Source organism: Sphingobium tyrosinilyticum, from assembly GCF_042654265.1.
In the GTDB taxonomy this organism is placed as follows: domain Bacteria; phylum Pseudomonadota; class Alphaproteobacteria; order Sphingomonadales; family Sphingomonadaceae; genus Sphingobium; species Sphingobium tyrosinilyticum.
Window position 1 is genome coordinate 1 of the sequence record NZ_JBHSFZ010000008.1, and the last position, 15,509, is coordinate 15,509.

Annotated in this window: 16 protein-coding genes and 1 tRNA gene; 7 read left to right on the forward strand and 10 right to left on the reverse strand. The window is 60.8% G+C overall.

The features are described 5' to 3' along the window. Window positions 1-163: 163 nt before the first annotated feature. Window positions 164-1,093 (reverse strand): EamA family transporter, encoded by a 930-nt coding sequence (locus ACFO3E_RS05840; RefSeq protein ID WP_082919573.1) that lies wholly within the window; start codon window positions 1,091-1,093, stop codon window positions 164-166. 74 nt (window positions 1,094-1,167) lie between these two features. Here ACFO3E_RS05840 and ACFO3E_RS05845 point away from each other — a divergent pair, with 74 nt between their 5' ends. After that, the gene (locus tag ACFO3E_RS05845) at window positions 1,168-1,644 is read left to right on the forward strand and encodes an Lrp/AsnC family transcriptional regulator (RefSeq protein WP_066526279.1); all 477 of its coding nucleotides are present in this window, start codon (window positions 1,168-1,170) and stop codon (window positions 1,642-1,644) included. 204 nt (window positions 1,645-1,848) lie between these two features. On the opposite strand, the gene ACFO3E_RS05850 is transcribed toward ACFO3E_RS05845, so the two are convergent. The 3 genes from ACFO3E_RS05850 to ACFO3E_RS05860 form a co-directional block, all read right to left on the reverse strand. Beyond that, window positions 1,849-2,298, reverse strand: coding sequence for a glycine zipper 2TM domain-containing protein (locus ACFO3E_RS05850; RefSeq protein ID WP_066528994.1), 450 nt, complete (start codon window positions 2,296-2,298; stop codon window positions 1,849-1,851). Window positions 2,299-2,402: 104 nt separating this feature from the next. Next, window positions 2,403-3,395, reverse strand: a complete 993-nt coding sequence (gene dmeF / locus ACFO3E_RS05855; RefSeq protein WP_066526280.1) for a CDF family Co(II)/Ni(II) efflux transporter DmeF — start codon at window positions 3,393-3,395, stop codon at window positions 2,403-2,405. Then, the gene (locus ACFO3E_RS05860) at window positions 3,392-3,664 is read right to left on the reverse strand and encodes a metal/formaldehyde-sensitive transcriptional repressor (RefSeq protein ID WP_066526281.1); all 273 of its coding nucleotides are present in this window, start codon (window positions 3,662-3,664) and stop codon (window positions 3,392-3,394) included. Before ACFO3E_RS05860 ends, dmeF begins: the two co-directional genes overlap by 4 nt. Window positions 3,665-3,770: 106 nt before the next feature. Here ACFO3E_RS05860 and crtY point away from each other — a divergent pair, with 106 nt between their 5' ends. From crtY to ACFO3E_RS05880, 4 genes are read left to right on the forward strand one after another with little or no spacing between them, the layout of a single operon-like run. Beyond that, window positions 3,771-4,922: a lycopene beta-cyclase CrtY gene (crtY, locus tag ACFO3E_RS05865; protein ID WP_066526282.1), complete on the forward strand. Its 1,152-nt coding sequence runs from the start codon at window positions 3,771-3,773 to the stop codon at window positions 4,920-4,922. Beyond that, a complete protein-coding gene (locus ACFO3E_RS05870) occupies window positions 4,922-6,403 on the forward strand; it encodes a phytoene desaturase (RefSeq protein WP_066526284.1) in 1,482 nt (493 codons plus the stop codon). Before crtY ends, ACFO3E_RS05870 begins: the two co-directional genes overlap by 1 nt. Then, a complete protein-coding gene (locus ACFO3E_RS05875; RefSeq protein WP_066526286.1) occupies window positions 6,400-6,981 on the forward strand; it encodes an LOG family protein in 582 nt (193 codons plus the stop codon). Before ACFO3E_RS05870 ends, ACFO3E_RS05875 begins: the two co-directional genes overlap by 4 nt. 37 nt (window positions 6,982-7,018) lie before the next feature. Further along, window positions 7,019-7,978, forward strand: a complete 960-nt coding sequence (locus tag ACFO3E_RS05880) for a phytoene/squalene synthase family protein (RefSeq protein WP_082919574.1) — start codon at window positions 7,019-7,021, stop codon at window positions 7,976-7,978. Window positions 7,979-8,079: 101 nt separating this feature from the next. Here the strand turns inward: ACFO3E_RS05880 and ACFO3E_RS05885 are convergent, their stop codons facing one another. The 6 genes from ACFO3E_RS05885 to ACFO3E_RS05910 form a co-directional block, all read right to left on the reverse strand. Continuing rightward, on the reverse strand, window positions 8,080-9,504 hold the full coding sequence (locus ACFO3E_RS05885) for an ammonium transporter (protein WP_066526287.1): 1,425 nt from the start codon (window positions 9,502-9,504) through the stop codon (window positions 8,080-8,082). 13 nt (window positions 9,505-9,517) lie between these two features. After that, window positions 9,518-9,856, reverse strand: coding sequence for a P-II family nitrogen regulator (locus tag ACFO3E_RS05890; protein WP_037462870.1), 339 nt, complete (start codon window positions 9,854-9,856; stop codon window positions 9,518-9,520). A gap of 159 nt (window positions 9,857-10,015) precedes the next feature. Beyond that, a complete protein-coding gene (locus ACFO3E_RS05895; RefSeq protein WP_066526288.1) occupies window positions 10,016-10,591 on the reverse strand; it encodes a DUF924 family protein in 576 nt (191 codons plus the stop codon). A gap of 54 nt (window positions 10,592-10,645) precedes the next feature. Then, window positions 10,646-12,088 carry a metalloprotease TldD gene (gene tldD / locus ACFO3E_RS05900; protein WP_066526290.1) on the reverse strand — a complete coding sequence of 481 codons (1,443 nt, stop codon included), beginning with the start codon at window positions 12,086-12,088 and terminating at the stop codon, window positions 10,646-10,648. Window positions 12,089-12,148: 60 nt separating this feature from the next. Continuing rightward, window positions 12,149-12,376 carry a zinc-finger domain-containing protein gene (locus ACFO3E_RS05905; protein ID WP_066526295.1) on the reverse strand — a complete coding sequence of 76 codons (228 nt, stop codon included), beginning with the start codon at window positions 12,374-12,376 and terminating at the stop codon, window positions 12,149-12,151. A gap of 46 nt (window positions 12,377-12,422) precedes the next feature. Beyond that, window positions 12,423-12,498 (reverse strand) — tRNA-Val (locus ACFO3E_RS05910). Window positions 12,499-12,890: 392 nt separating this feature from the next. Between ACFO3E_RS05910 and ACFO3E_RS05915 the strand changes: the two genes are divergently transcribed. Both ACFO3E_RS05915 and ACFO3E_RS05920 read left to right on the forward strand, forming a co-directional pair. After that, window positions 12,891-14,048: a hypothetical protein gene (locus ACFO3E_RS05915; protein WP_380803125.1), complete on the forward strand. Its 1,158-nt coding sequence runs from the start codon at window positions 12,891-12,893 to the stop codon at window positions 14,046-14,048. Between the two features lie 151 nt (window positions 14,049-14,199). Next, window positions 14,200-15,030, forward strand: a complete 831-nt coding sequence (locus ACFO3E_RS05920; protein WP_380803127.1) for a hypothetical protein — start codon at window positions 14,200-14,202, stop codon at window positions 15,028-15,030. The last annotated feature ends 479 nt before the right edge of the window (window positions 15,031-15,509 follow it).

Below are 15,509 nucleotides of genomic sequence, written 5' to 3' on the forward strand. Positions count from 1 at the left end.
TCTGCTTGCGATCAGCGCCAGAAATAAAGCGACCCATATGATCCCCCAAACCGTGGGAGCATCATACCATATCCGCCGCGTTTCCACACAGTCTGGACCATTTGTGGACATTTGTGTCCTGAAATCATTGCCCGAATAGCGGACATAGTCGCTTTTAAGGCGATCAGTTTTCCGGAAGGAGCTTTCGCTCCTCGGCCTCCTTGCCCGCCTGCGTCCTTGACGTGATAGTGGTGCCTATCGAGGCGGCAACAATGCCAGCGATACCGAGCCACTTCGCCAGTGGCAGCTTCTCGTGCAGTAGCAGTGCACCCACCACCGCCCCGACCGCCGGTTCGCCGCTGGTCAGCACGCCGAAGGTGCGGGTTGGCAGTCGGCGCAAAGCGAACATTTCCAGAGAGTAGGGGATCGCACTCGACAGCAGGGCTACGATCAGCGCCAGGCCAAGTACGTGGGGCGCGAACAACGTGGCTCCGCCTCCAGCAATGCCGAACGGCATTGCCAGCACCGCCGCCACAATCATGCCAAAGGCGGGTGCTTCAGTACCCAAGGCATCGCCCGCGCGACGGCCCATGACGATGTAGCTTCCCCAGAAGACCCCGGCTGCAAGTGCGAGCGCGATCCCGACAGGATCGAGCGTGCTTCCGCCGATGCGTAGCGGCAGCAGCAGCGCCAGACCGGCCACTGCCAACGCGATCCACCCGAAGTCGCGTGGGCGACGCGAGGCAAAGGTCGCGACCGCCAGTGGCCCGGTGAACTCAAAAGCCAGCGCAATGCCGAGCGGGATACGATCGATCGCCATGTAGAAGAGTAGGTTCATCGCGCCCAAGGATAGGCCGTAGGGGAGCGCGGCATGCAGCAGGTCCCGGGTGAACCGCACGCGCCAGATCCGGAAACCGACCGACAACAGAATGGCGGCCAGCATGAGACGCAACGCCGTGGTGCCAGCAGGCCCGATGACGACGAAGAGCTTCTTTGCAACGGTTGCCCCAAGAGTTATCGAAATCATGGCACCCACCACCGCCGCGAGCAGCGCAAATGCCGTGTGAAGCGTGTCAGCATCATCATGTTGCGTGCGTGGATTATCTTGGGCCATCGCCGGGCATTAGCCGAGTGGCTTGATAATTGGTTTCTATGAAAGCGCAGAAGAGATAATTATTATCGCAGGCCATGGTAGACGTATTTGACCTCCGCATTCTGACGACGTTGCAGGAAGACGCTCGCATTTCGATGCCGGAGCTGTCGGAGCGCGTGGGGCTTTCCGCGCCCGCATGCTACCGCCGCGTAAGAGCGCTCCGCGATCAGGGTTCGATCGAGAGGGAGATCGCGCTTGTCGCGCCCGGGACTATGGGCTGGCCGGTGACAATGGTCGTCCTCGTAATGCTGGAGCGGGATCGCGGACGGATCATCGATGAGATCGTCGCTCGCTTGCAGCGCGCGCCGGAGGTGACGGATGCGTGGTACGTCACCGGCGACCACGACCTAGTGCTGCATGTCGCAGCGAAGGATATGGCGAGCTACGATGCATTCACCAACCGCGTTCTTCATGCGGACGAGAATGTCCGGAGCTTCACGACGTTGGTCGTCATGCGCCAAGCTAAAACAATGGCGCCGCTGCCGCCAGCTGGCAGCATCAAGGTGCCCTGAGCCTTGTTTCCCGGGCCGAAATGCTTCTCCGGAGGGGTGGCGATGCCGCGTAATGGCGGCTATCTTCGCGCGCCTTCCCGCAAACGGCGGGTCCCCAATCCACCCAGCGAAAGCTGTGATCTATTCCACAAGAACGGCAGCCAACAAAAAAGCGGCACCCAGCTCCCGCCAAGCGCCGCTTCTACAACCAAATCCGCGAAGACCTCAGCGGCAATCCCCGCGCTCGACCTCACGGCCCGCCAGCGCACCCGCGCCCGCGCCTAGGATCAGCCCGGTCGTGCTTGGCCGGTTCCAACGCCCGCCGCGTCCGATCTCCCGGCCCAACAGCCCGCCCAGCACGCCGCCGACCACCGCGCCGGTCGTGCCCGACGTGCAGCGATCGCTATAGGCCCGTGCGCGATAGGGGCGGGGCGCATCGCGATAATGTTCCTCGCGATATTCGCGATATTCCACCGGCCGCCGATCATAATCGCGATAACCCCGGTCATAACCGCGATCCTCGCTTTCATAGCTTTCGCTGCGATAATAGCTGCCGTCATCGCCCTCATAGCGCTCGCTATAGCGATAGCTGCTCTGCGCCAGGGCGGGCGTGACGGTGACGCCCGCCATCGCAGCGCTGGCGATCGAAACGGAGATGATGAATTTGCTCAACATGGCATGCCTCCACTGACCCTTATGGAGACCGATATGGGTGGCCTGCGATGACCGCTGGATGAACATGCGGGCGTGCTACGGCTTGAACAGAGCCTTCAGCGCGATCAGCCGCACTCCACCGTTACATGCTCCATCCGCGGCAGCGCGCGGACCCGCTGGCGTACCTTGGCGACATCGCCGCCAGGCGCCAGGCTGATGATCGCGGCATGCGCATGCGGGCCGATCCGCCAGACATGCAGGTCGCGGATGGTGCCGCCTTCCGCCTCGACCAGACCCTTGATCCGCTTCGTCAGCGCGGGCTCGGCCGTATCGAGCAGGATGGACGCTGTGTCCTTCATCAGCCCCCAGGCCCAGCGCGCGATCACCACGGACCCCAATATGCCGACTGCCGGGTCAAGCCACCACCAGCCCATATAGCGCCCCGCGAGCAGCGCGGCGATCGCAAGCACGGATGTCAGCGCGTCGGTCAGCACATGCACATAGGCCGCACGCAGATTATTGTCGGCATGGCCATGCTTGTGGCCATGGTCATGCGCGTGATCATGCTCATGGTCGTGATGATGGTCATGGTCATGATGGTTATGGCTATGATCATGTCCCAGCAGCACTGCGCTGATCAGATTGATGGCAAGGCCGATGACAGCGACCAGCGTCGCCTCACCAAATTTCACCGAAACCGGCTCGAAGAAGCGCAGCACCGATTCGATCAGGATGAACAGCGCGGTTACGCCGAGCAGAAGGGCGGAGGCAAAGCCCGACAGGTCGCCAACCTTGCCCGTGCCAAAGGTAAAGCGCGGGTTGCGGGCATGACGGCGGGCATAGCCATAGGCGGCCGCCGCCACCGCCAGGGCGCCTGCATGGGTCGCCATGTGGAACCCATCCGCCAGCAGCGCCATCGATCCGGTGATCCAGCCGAAGACGATCTCCACAACCATCGTGGCGGCGGTCAGCCACACCACCCACAGCGTGCGCCGGGCATTCTGGTCATGGCCCGCGCTGAGGTAGATATGGTCGAAATAATGCTGTTCCTCGTCCTCGCCGAGGAAGGGGGCTTGGACAGCCGATGGAGCGTGGTGATGATGGTCGTGCATAGTCATTTTCCGTAGCGGCGGATCAGCGCCAGCATCTCTTCCGCCGCCGCCTCTCGTTCCTTGTCGGTCAGGCCGGGGCGGGCGACATGGTCGCGCATATGCTGTTCGATCAGTTCTTCCATCAAGCTGCCGACCGCGCCGCGCACGGATGCGACAAGCTGCAATGTCTCCGAACAGCCCGCCTCGCCGGACAATTGCCGCTCGATCGCGGCGACCTGGCCCGCGATCCGCCGCACCCGCGCGAGCAGCTTATCCCTGTTTTCCACCACATGCATAGGATACTCCCCTATGCTATAGGGCAATTTTCGTCAAACGCGTTTAAGTCGCTATTTCTTACATTAATTCCCTTCCCGCCACCGCTCCGCCTGCCTAACAGAAGGGATGGCTCAGACCTTCGACTGCGACTTGGCGATCCTCGGCGGCGGCCTAGCCGGCAGCCTGATCGCACTCGCCTTCGCCCGACTCCGGCCCGATATCGACCTGCTCCTGATCGAGCGGGACCAGGTTCTTGGCGGCAACCACCTCTGGTCCTTCTTCGACAGCGACATCCGCCCCGCCGATCGCTGGCTGATCGATCCTCTCGTCACCCACCGCTGGCCCCAGGGTCACGAAGTCCGCTTCCCCACCTACCGCCGCGTCTTGGACGGCGGCTATAACAGCATCGCCTCGGCCCAGCTCGACGCCCATGTCCGCCATGTCCTCGGCGACCGTGTCCTGCTGAGCACGGAGGTTGTGGTAGCGGCCGCCGATCATGTCACCCTATCAGACGGCCGCAATATCCGCGCCCGCGCCGTCCTTGACGCGCGGGGTGGCGGTGACCTGTCGGCGCTAGACTGCGGCTGGCAGAAGTTCGTTGGCCAGGCCCTTCGCTTGGCGCATCCCCATGGATTGGACCGCCCGGTCATCATGGACGCCACCGTCGATCAGTTCGACGGCTACCGCTTCGTCTATCTGCTCCCCTTTGGCGATCGCACCATCTTCGTCGAGGACACCTATTACAGCAACAGCCCAGCCCTCGACCTCCCAGTCCTCGCCGACCGCATCGCGAGCTATGCCGCCCAGCAAGGGTGGCGGGTGGAAGATGTCGTCCATCAGGAAAGCGGCATCCTTCCCGTCGTCCATGGCGGCGACTTCGATCGCTTCTGGCCGCCAGAGGATAGTGTCCCTCGTGCAGGCGTGCGCGCTGCATTGTTCCAGCCAATGACCGGCTATTCGCTGCCCGACGCTGTCGCGACCGCACTCTGGCTCGCCGATCAGCCGCTCAACAGCCTCGCCACCGCAACCCGCGACCGCGCTGCAGCGCATTGGCGATCGGGCGGCTATTACCGCTTGCTCGGCAAAATGCTCTTCCTCGCCGCGCAGCCGGACCAGCGCTGGCGCATATTCGATCGCTTCTATCGCCTTAGTCCCCATCTTATCGGCCGCTTCTACGCAGGCCACTCCACCTGGGCCGACCGCATCCGCATCTTGTGCGGTCGCCCCCCCGTGCCCATAAGGAGCGCCATGCGCGCATTGTTGAGCCCCTCCGCCTGATGAACCGTAAAGCGATCGTCATTGGGGCAGGCTTCGGCGGCCTCGCCCTTGCCATCCGCCTGCAATCGGCCGGGGTCGAGACAACGCTGGTCGAAGCGCGCGATCGCCCTGGCGGCCGTGCTTATATGTGGGAAAAGGACGGCTTCGTCTTCGACGCAGGCCCCACCGTGGTCACCGACCCGGATTGCCTTGCCGAGCTATGGCGCTTGTCCGGCCATGACATGGCGGAGGATGTCAGCCTCGTGCCCGTCTCGCCCTTCTACCGTCTCAACTGGCGCGACGGCACGAATTTCGACTATTCCAACGACGAAAACGCCCTCCGCGCGCAGATCGCTAAGCTCAACCCGCAGGATGTCGCAGGCTATCAGCGCTTCCTCGATTATTCGGAGGGCGTTTATGAGGAGGGCTACCGCAAGCTCGGCTCGGTCGCCTTCCTCGATTTCGCCTCCATGGTCCGCGCCGCCCCCGCGCTCGCCAAGCATCAGGCGTGGCGTTCGGTCTATTCGGTCGTCTCCTCCTATGTGAAGGATGAACGGCTGCGGCAGGCTTTATCCTTCCACACCCTGCTGGTCGGCGGCAACCCGATGCAGACCAGCGCCATCTATGCCCTCATCCACAAACTGGAAAAGGATGGTGGCGTCTGGTTCGCCAAAGGCGGCACCAACCGGCTTGTGCAAGGCATGGCGACGCATTTCGAGCGGCTCGGCGGCACACTGCGCCTCGCTGATCCTGTGGTGCGGATCGAAACCCATGGCGACCGCGCCGTCGCCGTATCGACCGCCTCGGGTTGGCGGGGGGATGCGGATGCGGTCGCGACCAACGCCGACCTCATGCACAGCTATCGCGACCTGATCGGCCATCATCCCCGCGGGCAGAAGCAGGCGGAGAAGCTCGCCCGCAAGCGCTGGTCGCCCAGCCTCTTCGTCCTGCATTTCGGCATTAAGGGCAGCTGGCCCGGCATCCCGCATCATATGATCCTGTTCGGTCCCCGCTATGGGGGATTGCTGACCGACATCTATGATCATGGCGTGCTGCCGCAGGACTTCTCCTTATATCTGCACCATCCGACGGTCACGGATCCGTCGATGGCGCCTGACGGCCATTCGACCTTCTATGCGCTCGCGCCGGTGCCTCATCTGGGCAAGCTTCCGATCGATTGGGAGCAGTTTGGTCCCGTCTATGCCGAGCGGATACTGGACGAGATTCAGCACCGGCTGATCCCCGACATCCGATCGCGCATCGTGACCCAATTCCATTATGCACCGCCCGATTTTCAACATGACCTTTCCGCCCATCTGGGCAGTGCCTTCAGCCTGGAGCCGCTCCTGACGCAAAGTGCCTGGTTCCGTGCCCATAATCGAGACGATGTGATCCCGAACCTCTATCTCGTGGGCGCGGGCACTCACCCGGGCGCGGGCATTCCGGGCGTGGTCGGCAGCGCGAAGGCGACCGCCGCGCTGATGCTGGAGGAGCTGGTTTGAAGCGTCTTGCCGTCTATTGCGGCTCAGCCCTACCGGCTGATCCCGTCTATGTCGAAGCGGCGCGCCATGTCGGCCGCACCCTGGCCCAGCGCGGCATCGGCGTCGTCTATGGTGGCGGGCGGCTGGGCCTCATGGGCGCGGTTGCCGACGCGGCGCTGGAGGCGGGAGGCGAAGTGGTCGGCGTCATCCCGGATGCACTGGTCAGCGCGGAAGTCGCGCATCGCGGCTGTACCGAGCTTCACGTCGTACAGACCATGCATCAGCGCAAGGCGCTGTTCACGGACCTGTCCGACGGCTTCGTGACCTTGCCCGGCGGCGTCGGCACGATGGATGAACTGTGGGAGGCGATCAGTTGGGCGCAGCTTGGCTACCACGCCAAGCCCGTGGGCTTGCTCAACGTCGCCGGCTTTTACGACCAACTCATCGCCTTCAACCGGCATATGATCGGCACCGGCTTCATCCGCCCGCAGCATGCCAATATTCTCGTGCACGCAGCTGCGATCGAACCGCTGCTCGATCAGATGGCCGCCTACCAGGCTCATGAGCCGATCTTCGCCATAAAAGCCGATCGCCTCTAGTCATCGCTGGCGCTTGCGGGATGGAGAGGGGACGGGCATGTCGCCAAGCGTGACCCATTTTGACCGCTCAACCCTGGTGGCCCACGCCCGCGATAGCATCGTCCGGGGCTCCAAATCCTTCGCCCTGGCTTCCAAGCTGTTCGACCGCGAAACGCGAGAACGCGCATGGCTTCTCTATGCCTGGTGCCGCAAATGCGACGACATCGCCGATGGTCAGGATCATGGCGGAACGATGCAGGGCGTTACGGACGGGCAGGCGCGGTTGTCGGCGATACGCGTGCTTACCGATGCGGCCTTGCGGGGCGAGCCAACCGGCGATCCCGCTTTCGACGGCTTCGGCCTCGTCATGCGCGAATGCCGCATCCCAGACCGCTACGCCCACGATCTGCTCGAAGGTTTCGCGCTCGACGCCCGCGACTGGCGGCCCCACAGCGAAGCGGACATGCTGCGCTATTGCTATCATGTCGCCGGGGCTGTCGGGTGCATGATGGCGGTGCTGATGGGCGTCGATCCGGAGGACGAAGCCACCCTCGACCGGGCTTGCGACCTTGGCCTCGCCTTCCAGCTTGCCAACATCGCCCGCGACATCAGTGAGGATGAGGCGGTAGATCGCTGCTACTTGCCCGAGGAATGGTTGGTCGAAATGGATATCCCACCTGGCGAGCATATGAAGCCATGGGTTCGGCCCAGGCTCGCCATCCTGGCCCGCCGCCTTGCCGACATGGCTGCGGCTTATGAGGACAGCGCCCGCCACGGCACCGGCGCGCTACCGCCTCGGTCGGCTTGGGCTGTACTCGCGGCAGCTGGCATTTATGGCGACATAGCCCGCGAAGTCGCTCGCCGGGGCGAGCAAGCGTGGGACCATCGTGTCGTTACGCCCAAGCTGGAAAAGCTGGGCTGGGTTCTTCGCGCCGCCTTGCAAGTCTCAGGCCGCGCCCGCCGTTGGCCAGTCGTGACGGCGCGCCCTTCGCAGCTTTGGACCCGTCGAGCAGGCTGACAAAAAAAGGACCGATACTTTCGTACCGGTCCCAGGCGTGTTCGCAGGAGGAACAAGGTGAGGCGGGCGGGCCGTTCTTTCCGGCCCACCCTGCCGAATTCTTAGTAGTTGTAGGCGCGTTCGCCGTGGCTCGAGAGATCCAGACCTTCCATCTCGGCTTCGACGTTCGGGCGCAGGCCCATGGTCTTGTCGATGATGAAGTAGAGGATCGCGCTGCCGATGCCCGAGAAGAGCAGGGTGAACACGACTGCCTTGACCTGGATCCAGACCTGAGCCGGGATGCTGTAGGCTTCCGGATGGAAGGCCGCCGGGAAGACGGTGTAGTCGAACACGCCCTGGCCGCCGAGCGACGGCGCCGCGACGATGCCGGTGGCAATGGCGCCGACGATGCCGCCGATGCAGTGCACGCCGAACACGTCCAGGCTGTCGTCATAGCCGACCTTGCCCTTCACGAACGCCACGAAGATGTAGCAGATCGGCGAAACGACGAAGCCGAGGACGATCGAGGTCATGGGAGCCGCAAAGCCCGCAGCCGGGGTGATGGCGACCAGACCAGCAACCGCGCCCGTGACCGCGCCCAACAGCGAAGACTTGCCATGGTGGACCTGCTCGACCAGCGACCAGCTCACCGCCGCCGCGCAGGTGGCGACCATGGTGTTGATGAAGGCGACGCCGGTGACGGCATTGGCTTCCAGGTTGGAGCCAGCGTTGAAACCGAACCAGCCGACCCACAGCAGGCTCGCGCCGATCATGGTCATGGTCAGCGAGTGCGGCGGCATGGGTTCCTTGGGGAAGCCTACGCGCTTGCCGATCATGATCGCGCCGACAAGGCCAGCGATACCGGCGTTGATGTGGACGACGGTGCCGCCCGCAAAGTCGAGCGCGCCCCAGCCCCAGAGCAGGCCGTAGTCGGTCGGAGCATCAACCAGGAAGTCCGGGCCAGCCCAGTACCAAACCATGTGCGCCATCGGGAAATAGATCACCGTCAGCCACAGCACCACGAACACCATCAGCGAAGAGAATTTCACGCGCTCCGCAAAGGCGCCTACGATCAGCGCCGGAGTAATCATGGCAAAGGTCATCTGGAAGACGACGAACACGAATTCGGGCAGATAGACGTTGTTGCTGAACGTCGCGCCGTAGGTGGTGCCATCGACGCCCATCAGGAACGCCTTGGAAAGCCCGCCGAAGAAGGGATTGGAACCGCCCGAAGTGAAGGCGATCGAATAGCCCCAGCAGCACCAGACCAGGCCGGCGACCGAAACGATCATGAACACCTGCATGAGGATGCTCAGCATGTTCTTCGTGCGGACCAGGCCGCCGTAGAAGAGCGCAAGGCCCGGAACGGACATCATCAGGACCAGCGCGGCCGAGATCAGCATCCAGGCGACGTCGCCCTTATTGACCATGCCCGCCATCGCAGCGGCGTCTGGCGCCTTGATCGGCGCGGCGAGCGCCGGCGCGGCCGCGAGAAGGGTCAGCGCAGCCGCCCCCATCACGCCGCAAAACTTCTTGGAAAAGGTCATTATTCCCCCCTTCTTACAGCGCGGTTTCGCCGGTCTCGCCCGTGCGGATGCGCACGGCCTGACCGACATCGAGGACGAAGATTTTGCCGTCACCGATCGCGCCGGAGTTGGCAGCCTGCTGCGTGGCTTCCACCACCCGCGGCGCGAGGTCGTCATCGCAGACCACCTCGATCTTGATTTTCGGAACCATGTTCGTGGAATATTCGGCGCCCCGATAGATTTCGGTTTGCCCCTTCTGGCGGCCGAAGCCCTTCACCTCGGACACCGTCATGCCGGCGATGCCGAGCGAGGAGAGTGCCTCGCGGACATCGTCAAGCTTGAACGGCTTGATGATAGCCATGACAAGTTTCATGTCGCCCCCTGTTTAATGGTGTGCGGCGACATTCCAGCAAGAGGCGTGCCAATTCGGCAAAGTCGTTCTGTTCGGGACTTTTCTCAGAAGGTTTCCATCTCGACCGCTAAAAAAATGGGCAGCGGAAGGGTGATGCCCAAAAAATGGGCAGCGGAGCGTCTACCAGTTTTCAGCCTGCTGAGCGGCCTCTTGTTCCTCGGCCAGGGTCTTTCGCCCAAGTACGGCATTCCGGTGCGGGAAGCGGCCGAACTGCTCGATCATGTCATGATGATCGCGGGCAAACTCCAGCGAGCGGCTGTCGCCTGCCGCTTCGAACAGGCTAAGCGACAGCTTCTGATCTTCCAGATCTTCACTGTGCTGAAACGGCATGTAGAAGAATAGACGCCCCGCCCCGCCAATCTGTATGTCATAGCCATGGGAGATCGCTCCACGGGCTACGGCGCGCGCCAGCTCATCTGTTGCATAAGCCTTTGGGGTGCCGCGAAACATATTCCGGGGCAGTTGATCGAACAGCAGGACGGCGGCGAGGGCATCGTCGGCGCGGTCGAGAAAGACCTCACCCGCTAATAACCGCTTCTCTTCCCACAGGGTCGCAAAGCGGGTCGCACATTGCCGATCCAGATCGGCATCATGGGTCCACCAACGCTGCTCGCCAACCTTGTTGAACCAAAAGTCCAGAAGCGCCGCAGCCCAGTCGGCGGTAACGGCATCATGGCTGTCCGTCAGCATGTTCATACAGAAATAAAGATGCGGCGGGACAGTGGTTCCTCAGCCCGTAGCGGCGGCGCCTCAGGTCGCCGTGCCGCCTACAGTCAGACCCTCGATAAGCAGTGTCGGCTGCCCCACACCCGCGGGCACGCTCTGCCCGCCCTTCCCGCACATGCCGATGCCTTCGTCCAGCGCCCAGTCATTGCCGATGCCGGCAACCTTGGTCAACGCGGTCGGTCCATCGCCGATCAGCGTCGCGCCCTTGATGGGCTCGCCCAGCTTTCCATTCTCGACCTTATAGGCTTCCGTGCAGGAAAAGACGAACTTGCCCGACACAATATCGACCTGCCCCCCACCGAAGCTCTTAGCGAAGATGCCGGACTTCATGCGGGACAGCAGCTCCTCCGGATCATCCTGCCCGCCCTTGATGAAAGTGTTGGTCATGCGCGGCATGGGCGCGTGCGCATAGCTTTCGCGGCGGCCGTTGCCGGTCGGCTCAACGCCCATCAGGCGGGCGTTCAGGCGATCCTGCATATAGCCTTTGAGGATGCCGTTCTCTATCAACACATTTTCCTTGGTAGGCGTGCCTTCGTCATCGATGGACAGCGACCCGCGCCGGTTCAGGATCGACCCGTCATCCACCACCGTCACGCCCCGCGCGGCGACGCGCTCACCCATGCGACCGGAAAAGGCGCTCGTGCCCTTACGGTTGAAGTCGCCTTCCAAGCCGTGGCCGATCGCCTCATGCACCAGTACGCCCGGCCAGCCCGGCCCAAGCAGCACGGTCATCTCACCTGCAGGCGCGGCGACGGAGCGCAGATTGACGCGCGCATGCGCCAGCGCTTCGTCGATCGCGCGGTTCCAGATCGCGGGATCCATCACCTCATCGTAAAGATAGCGCCCGCCAATGCCGAAAATGCCGGTTTCGCGGCGGCCATTCTCTTCCAGGATGACGGACACGTTGAGCCGCACAAGCGGCCGTATGTCGGTTGCGGTAAAGCCATCGGGGCGCACGATCTCCACCACCGACCAGCTACCCGCCAGGCTGACCGACACCTGCGCCACGCGAGGGTCGCGGGCGCGAGCGGCAGCGTCGATGGCGGCGCAGAGCGTCACCTTCTCGGCGAACGGCACGATCTCCAGAGGATTGGCATCCGTATAGAGGTGACGGTTGGTATGCTGCGGCGGCGGCGCGGGCTGGCCCTTGGCCGGATCGAGCAGAGCCAGCGTTTCCGCCGCGCGCCGGATCGCCGCTTCGCTGATGTCATTGGCATGGGCGAAACCTGTCATCTCGCCGGACACGCCGCGGAGGCCAAAGCCCGCATCGGTCGAATAGTCGGCGGTCTTCAGCCGTCCATCGTCGAAACCGAAGCTCTCGCTCGCCCGATATTGCAGATATAGCTCACCATCATCGCACTTCTTAAGTGCGTCGGCCGTCAGGCGGCGCGCGCCATCGGGATCGAGCAGGCCCGGGCGATAAAGAAGGCCGCGCGCATCGGTGAACTGGGAAGCTATATCGGTCATGCCGCCCGATATAGGCGCGGCAATTCCTGAGCCCAATCAAAATCGCGAGCGGTGCCTGGGTTAGAGGCTCGCGCCCGACGAAATATCCGGTAAACCGGCGACCTCCGGCGTGTCGGCCGGGCCGCCGATCAGCACGAAGCGACGGTCGCAATAGCCGCAATCGACGTAGCCATGCTCATCGATCTCCAGGAAAACGCGTGGGTGGCCCAGAGCGGCGGGAATGTCGCCCGATCCGTCGCAGGCGACGCGGGGCTTGGTGACTCGAAGGATTTCGGGCGGCTGGATCATGATGCGCTCGGATTAGCAGCGGCGGCATGGCATCGCAAGAAGGGCGTGGTGGGCGATGACGGGCTCGAACCGCCGACATTCTCGGTGTAAACGAGACGCTCTACCAACTGAGCTAATCGCCCCCTTAGGGGTTGCCCGCGCTTCTAGGCCATTTTGCAAACTGGTCAAGCGCACTTTTGCGGAACGTAACGGCAACGGACGGAGCCGTGTGGGCCTCAGAGTCCCGAAGTATTTCCGAAGCTATTTACTTCAGCCGTCGTTTCGTTCGGTTAGCAGACAAGTCATAATGTCACGCGTCGGATGGGCTTCGCACCTCGGGTTGGGCGTTCCACCTTCGATCTTGCTGACCTCAGGAAATTTCAGACACCTGGCTCGGAGTTAAGGCGCAAAGTGCAGAGATCATTTCCGTGCGGGTCAGACGCTTCGCACCGCAGCATCATATTGGACGCCAGTTGCGAATCCTATCCAATCCGCTATCGAGATAGCCTCGCAATAATAGGGGCTGAGATTCACCATGAGATTTGAAGTTGTTGGCATCGATTATGACAACAGGATCAACAACTTCATGGTAAGCGCACGCGCTGATTACGAATGGTATCTAAACAAAACACAAGGGTCGGAAGAAAATCTCGCGATACAAAGAGACGTTATCAAGGGCACCAAACCATATAAAAACCTTCGAGCAGACCTTAAGATGGGCTGCATCCTCCCTGCGATTGTCCTCGCCGTTCGCAATATCGACGCGTCTGTCACCGAAAATTATGATCCTCTCGAGGGCTTTATTGTTGCATCCCGCGATCATCTTGACGCGCTTCAGAGTGCGATAGGTGATGCGACGCCTAAGGACATCGATATCGTAGACGGATTGCAACGAACAAATGCCCTTCGACAAACCTTCGATGAGCTGGAGGAGGGAGATAAGCCGACATTTCTCGCCAGATCGCTGCGGCTCGAAATTTGGGTCAACATCCAGTTTTTTCCGCTCGCTTACCGCATGCTGCTTTTGAACGCTGGGCAGAGACCCATGTCAATGAAGCATCAGATAGACATATTGTCTGGTGGTCTAGCAGAGGATTTGCAGGATCTTGAGGGTATTGAGATCATAAGGTTGAAGGATCACAAGCGTCGGATCAAACCGGGGCAGTTTCATCTTTCATCGTTGGCCCAAGCATTTCAGGCCTGGATGCAAAGAAGCCCGAATGTAGATCGCACCAACCTTGTCGTAGAAACGATGGCCGTGGATGAGGCGCTCGATTCGTTAGGGATCGATCTTTCGGATAACGATGGAAATCAGCGCGACGGTTTCCGCCAGTTCGTAGACTGGATGCTGCAACTTGATCGGGCACTCGGCGACAGTCAGAATCGATTTTTCGGCAATGACACGGTTGTTCTAGGCTTTGCAGCCGCAATCGGCTTCGCTCATAAGAACGAGACTTTGCAAGATCGGTTGCCCACGGCGATGGCCGCAATGATCGCCTCGGCTCAATCGGATACAGAAAATCCTCTTGGCGTGCTGACATTTGACCAGATCCGGCGAAGCGTTGACACGAAAAGAAGCAATGTGGGCGAAGCTACGCGCGGCCTCGTATTTAGGGCCGTGCGAGAGTACATCATGCAGGGCGGTACGAGTCCGATGATCGAGTGTTGGACGCAATCAGCAAGCATGATGTAATCGGATGTTTCTTCTAGAGGGATTACGGCTAGCCGACCCGGCTGACCTGGACTCGTCTCGCCCATTGACAATCGGCCGCCTTAAGCTGGGCGTTGAGGCAGCAGTAGAAGCAGAACGTATACTAAGAGGCGAAGAGTTTCCTCGCGAGTGCGTGATCAAGCCCCGCAGTTTCGAGGAGCCAATCTACTGGGAGATTGCTCACCCGACAGCGGGTGCAGCTACGATTGTGGGCTTCCCAAGTGATCCTGACACGAAGTTAACCACCGCTATGGAGGTCGCATTGGTGCAGGCCATCGCGGCCTCGCCGGTGGAACAACATGAAGCGATATTGGCAGGCGATTTTGAAATTGTTCTCGGCCCGGAAGATGCCTGGGGCAGTTTCCATAAGGTCATCGGCCACGTAAAGAGGCCAATGACAGGCTCTAGCATCCTCTGGAAAGGGCCATCCCAGGCAATTATTGGAGATAATTGTGCTTCCCGTTTGTCAGTCGTAGCACTGAACTGCATCAAAAATTCATTTAACACCATCCCGATAAAGTATAGATTTCTTGAACTGTATCGTGTGATGGAGGCAAGGTTTCTCGCAGACATAAAGTCGAAGTTATTTAATTCGTTCGATGCTGAGCCGGGATCTGCCCTTAATGACGCTCTCGATGCACTAAAATCAGAAATGAACCAAATGTTCGTCTTGGCTGACACCCAGAAACAAGCATTTGAAGATTGCTGGACATCACTTGATGCTATCAAAAACACTAATACTTTCGTGGCCGCATTATTCCGCCGCATCGAGAAACGTAAAGTTACAGGCCGTAAGCATGAGAGCGGGGCTGCACTAATCTATCAAATTAGATGCGCGGTTGTTCACGCCGGACAAAAAGACATGATTTTCGAAAACTTTTCTGATGGCGACGCCGCTATTACGGCTGTTCTTCCGTTTGTTGAACGCGCAGCTCTGCTTCTACTCGACATAGATGTGAACTGAATGTCCGGATGGTTCATGACCATCGCCACCATCGCTGCCAATTTAGTAGCGCTGCATGCCCAAATGTACCCGGCATCGGAGCTGCTCGCGTGAATGGGCGGGTATGGGAAAAAGTGCAACATCCGCAACATCGATGGAAATCAGGCATTTTCAGCGCAACCATTTGTGCAACATCAGTGCAACCACGTCACATTTTGAAAATGCAACATTTGGTGTGTGAGAAAGCAAGGTTTTCTGCGGCTGTTGCGTTTTACCTCCGCGAAGGTGGCAGCTGATTGCACCCTAGATGCAATCCGAGAATGGTAGATAAATCAGCGAGTTATGATCCGCGTTCTATGTCAGGTGACGGATATTGCGCTTTCCCACCCCCTCCCTCTGTGCCGCTGCGCAGCGCCGCAGGATTTGGATGTCGTACCGCTTGCCCGGAATAGGCGCTCAGCTGCATCAAAACGCATCAGCGAACCCCTCTATTCGATGTT

Bases quoted from the DNA above. Each gene is read 5' to 3' on its own strand.
- crtY (WP_066526282.1), top strand. From the start codon at position 3,771: ATGGCTCAGACCTTCGACTGCGACTTGGCGATCCTCGGCGGCGGCCTA.
- ACFO3E_RS05845 (WP_066526279.1), top strand. From the start codon at position 1,168: ATGGTAGACGTATTTGACCTCCGCATTCTGACGACGTTGCAGGAAGAC.
- ACFO3E_RS05880 (WP_082919574.1), top strand. From the start codon at position 7,019: ATGTCGCCAAGCGTGACCCATTTTGACCGCTCAACCCTGGTGGCCCAC.
- ACFO3E_RS05885 (WP_066526287.1), bottom strand. From the start codon at position 9,504: ATGACCTTTTCCAAGAAGTTTTGCGGCGTGATGGGGGCGGCTGCGCTG.
- ACFO3E_RS05905 (WP_066526295.1), bottom strand. From the start codon at position 12,376: ATGATCCAGCCGCCCGAAATCCTTCGAGTCACCAAGCCCCGCGTCGCC.
- ACFO3E_RS05860 (WP_066526281.1), bottom strand. From the start codon at position 3,664: ATGCATGTGGTGGAAAACAGGGATAAGCTGCTCGCGCGGGTGCGGCGG.
- tldD (WP_066526290.1), bottom strand. From the start codon at position 12,088: ATGACCGATATAGCTTCCCAGTTCACCGATGCGCGCGGCCTTCTTTAT.
- dmeF (WP_066526280.1), bottom strand. From the start codon at position 3,395: ATGACTATGCACGACCATCATCACCACGCTCCATCGGCTGTCCAAGCC.
- ACFO3E_RS05850 (WP_066528994.1), bottom strand. From the start codon at position 2,298: ATGTTGAGCAAATTCATCATCTCCGTTTCGATCGCCAGCGCTGCGATG.
- ACFO3E_RS05895 (WP_066526288.1), bottom strand. From the start codon at position 10,591: ATGAACATGCTGACGGACAGCCATGATGCCGTTACCGCCGACTGGGCT.
- ACFO3E_RS05890 (WP_037462870.1), bottom strand. From the start codon at position 9,856: ATGAAACTTGTCATGGCTATCATCAAGCCGTTCAAGCTTGACGATGTC.
- ACFO3E_RS05870 (WP_066526284.1), top strand. From the start codon at position 4,922: ATGAACCGTAAAGCGATCGTCATTGGGGCAGGCTTCGGCGGCCTCGCC.
- ACFO3E_RS05915 (WP_380803125.1), top strand. From the start codon at position 12,891: ATGAGATTTGAAGTTGTTGGCATCGATTATGACAACAGGATCAACAAC.
- ACFO3E_RS05840 (WP_082919573.1), bottom strand. From the start codon at position 1,093: ATGGCCCAAGATAATCCACGCACGCAACATGATGATGCTGACACGCTT.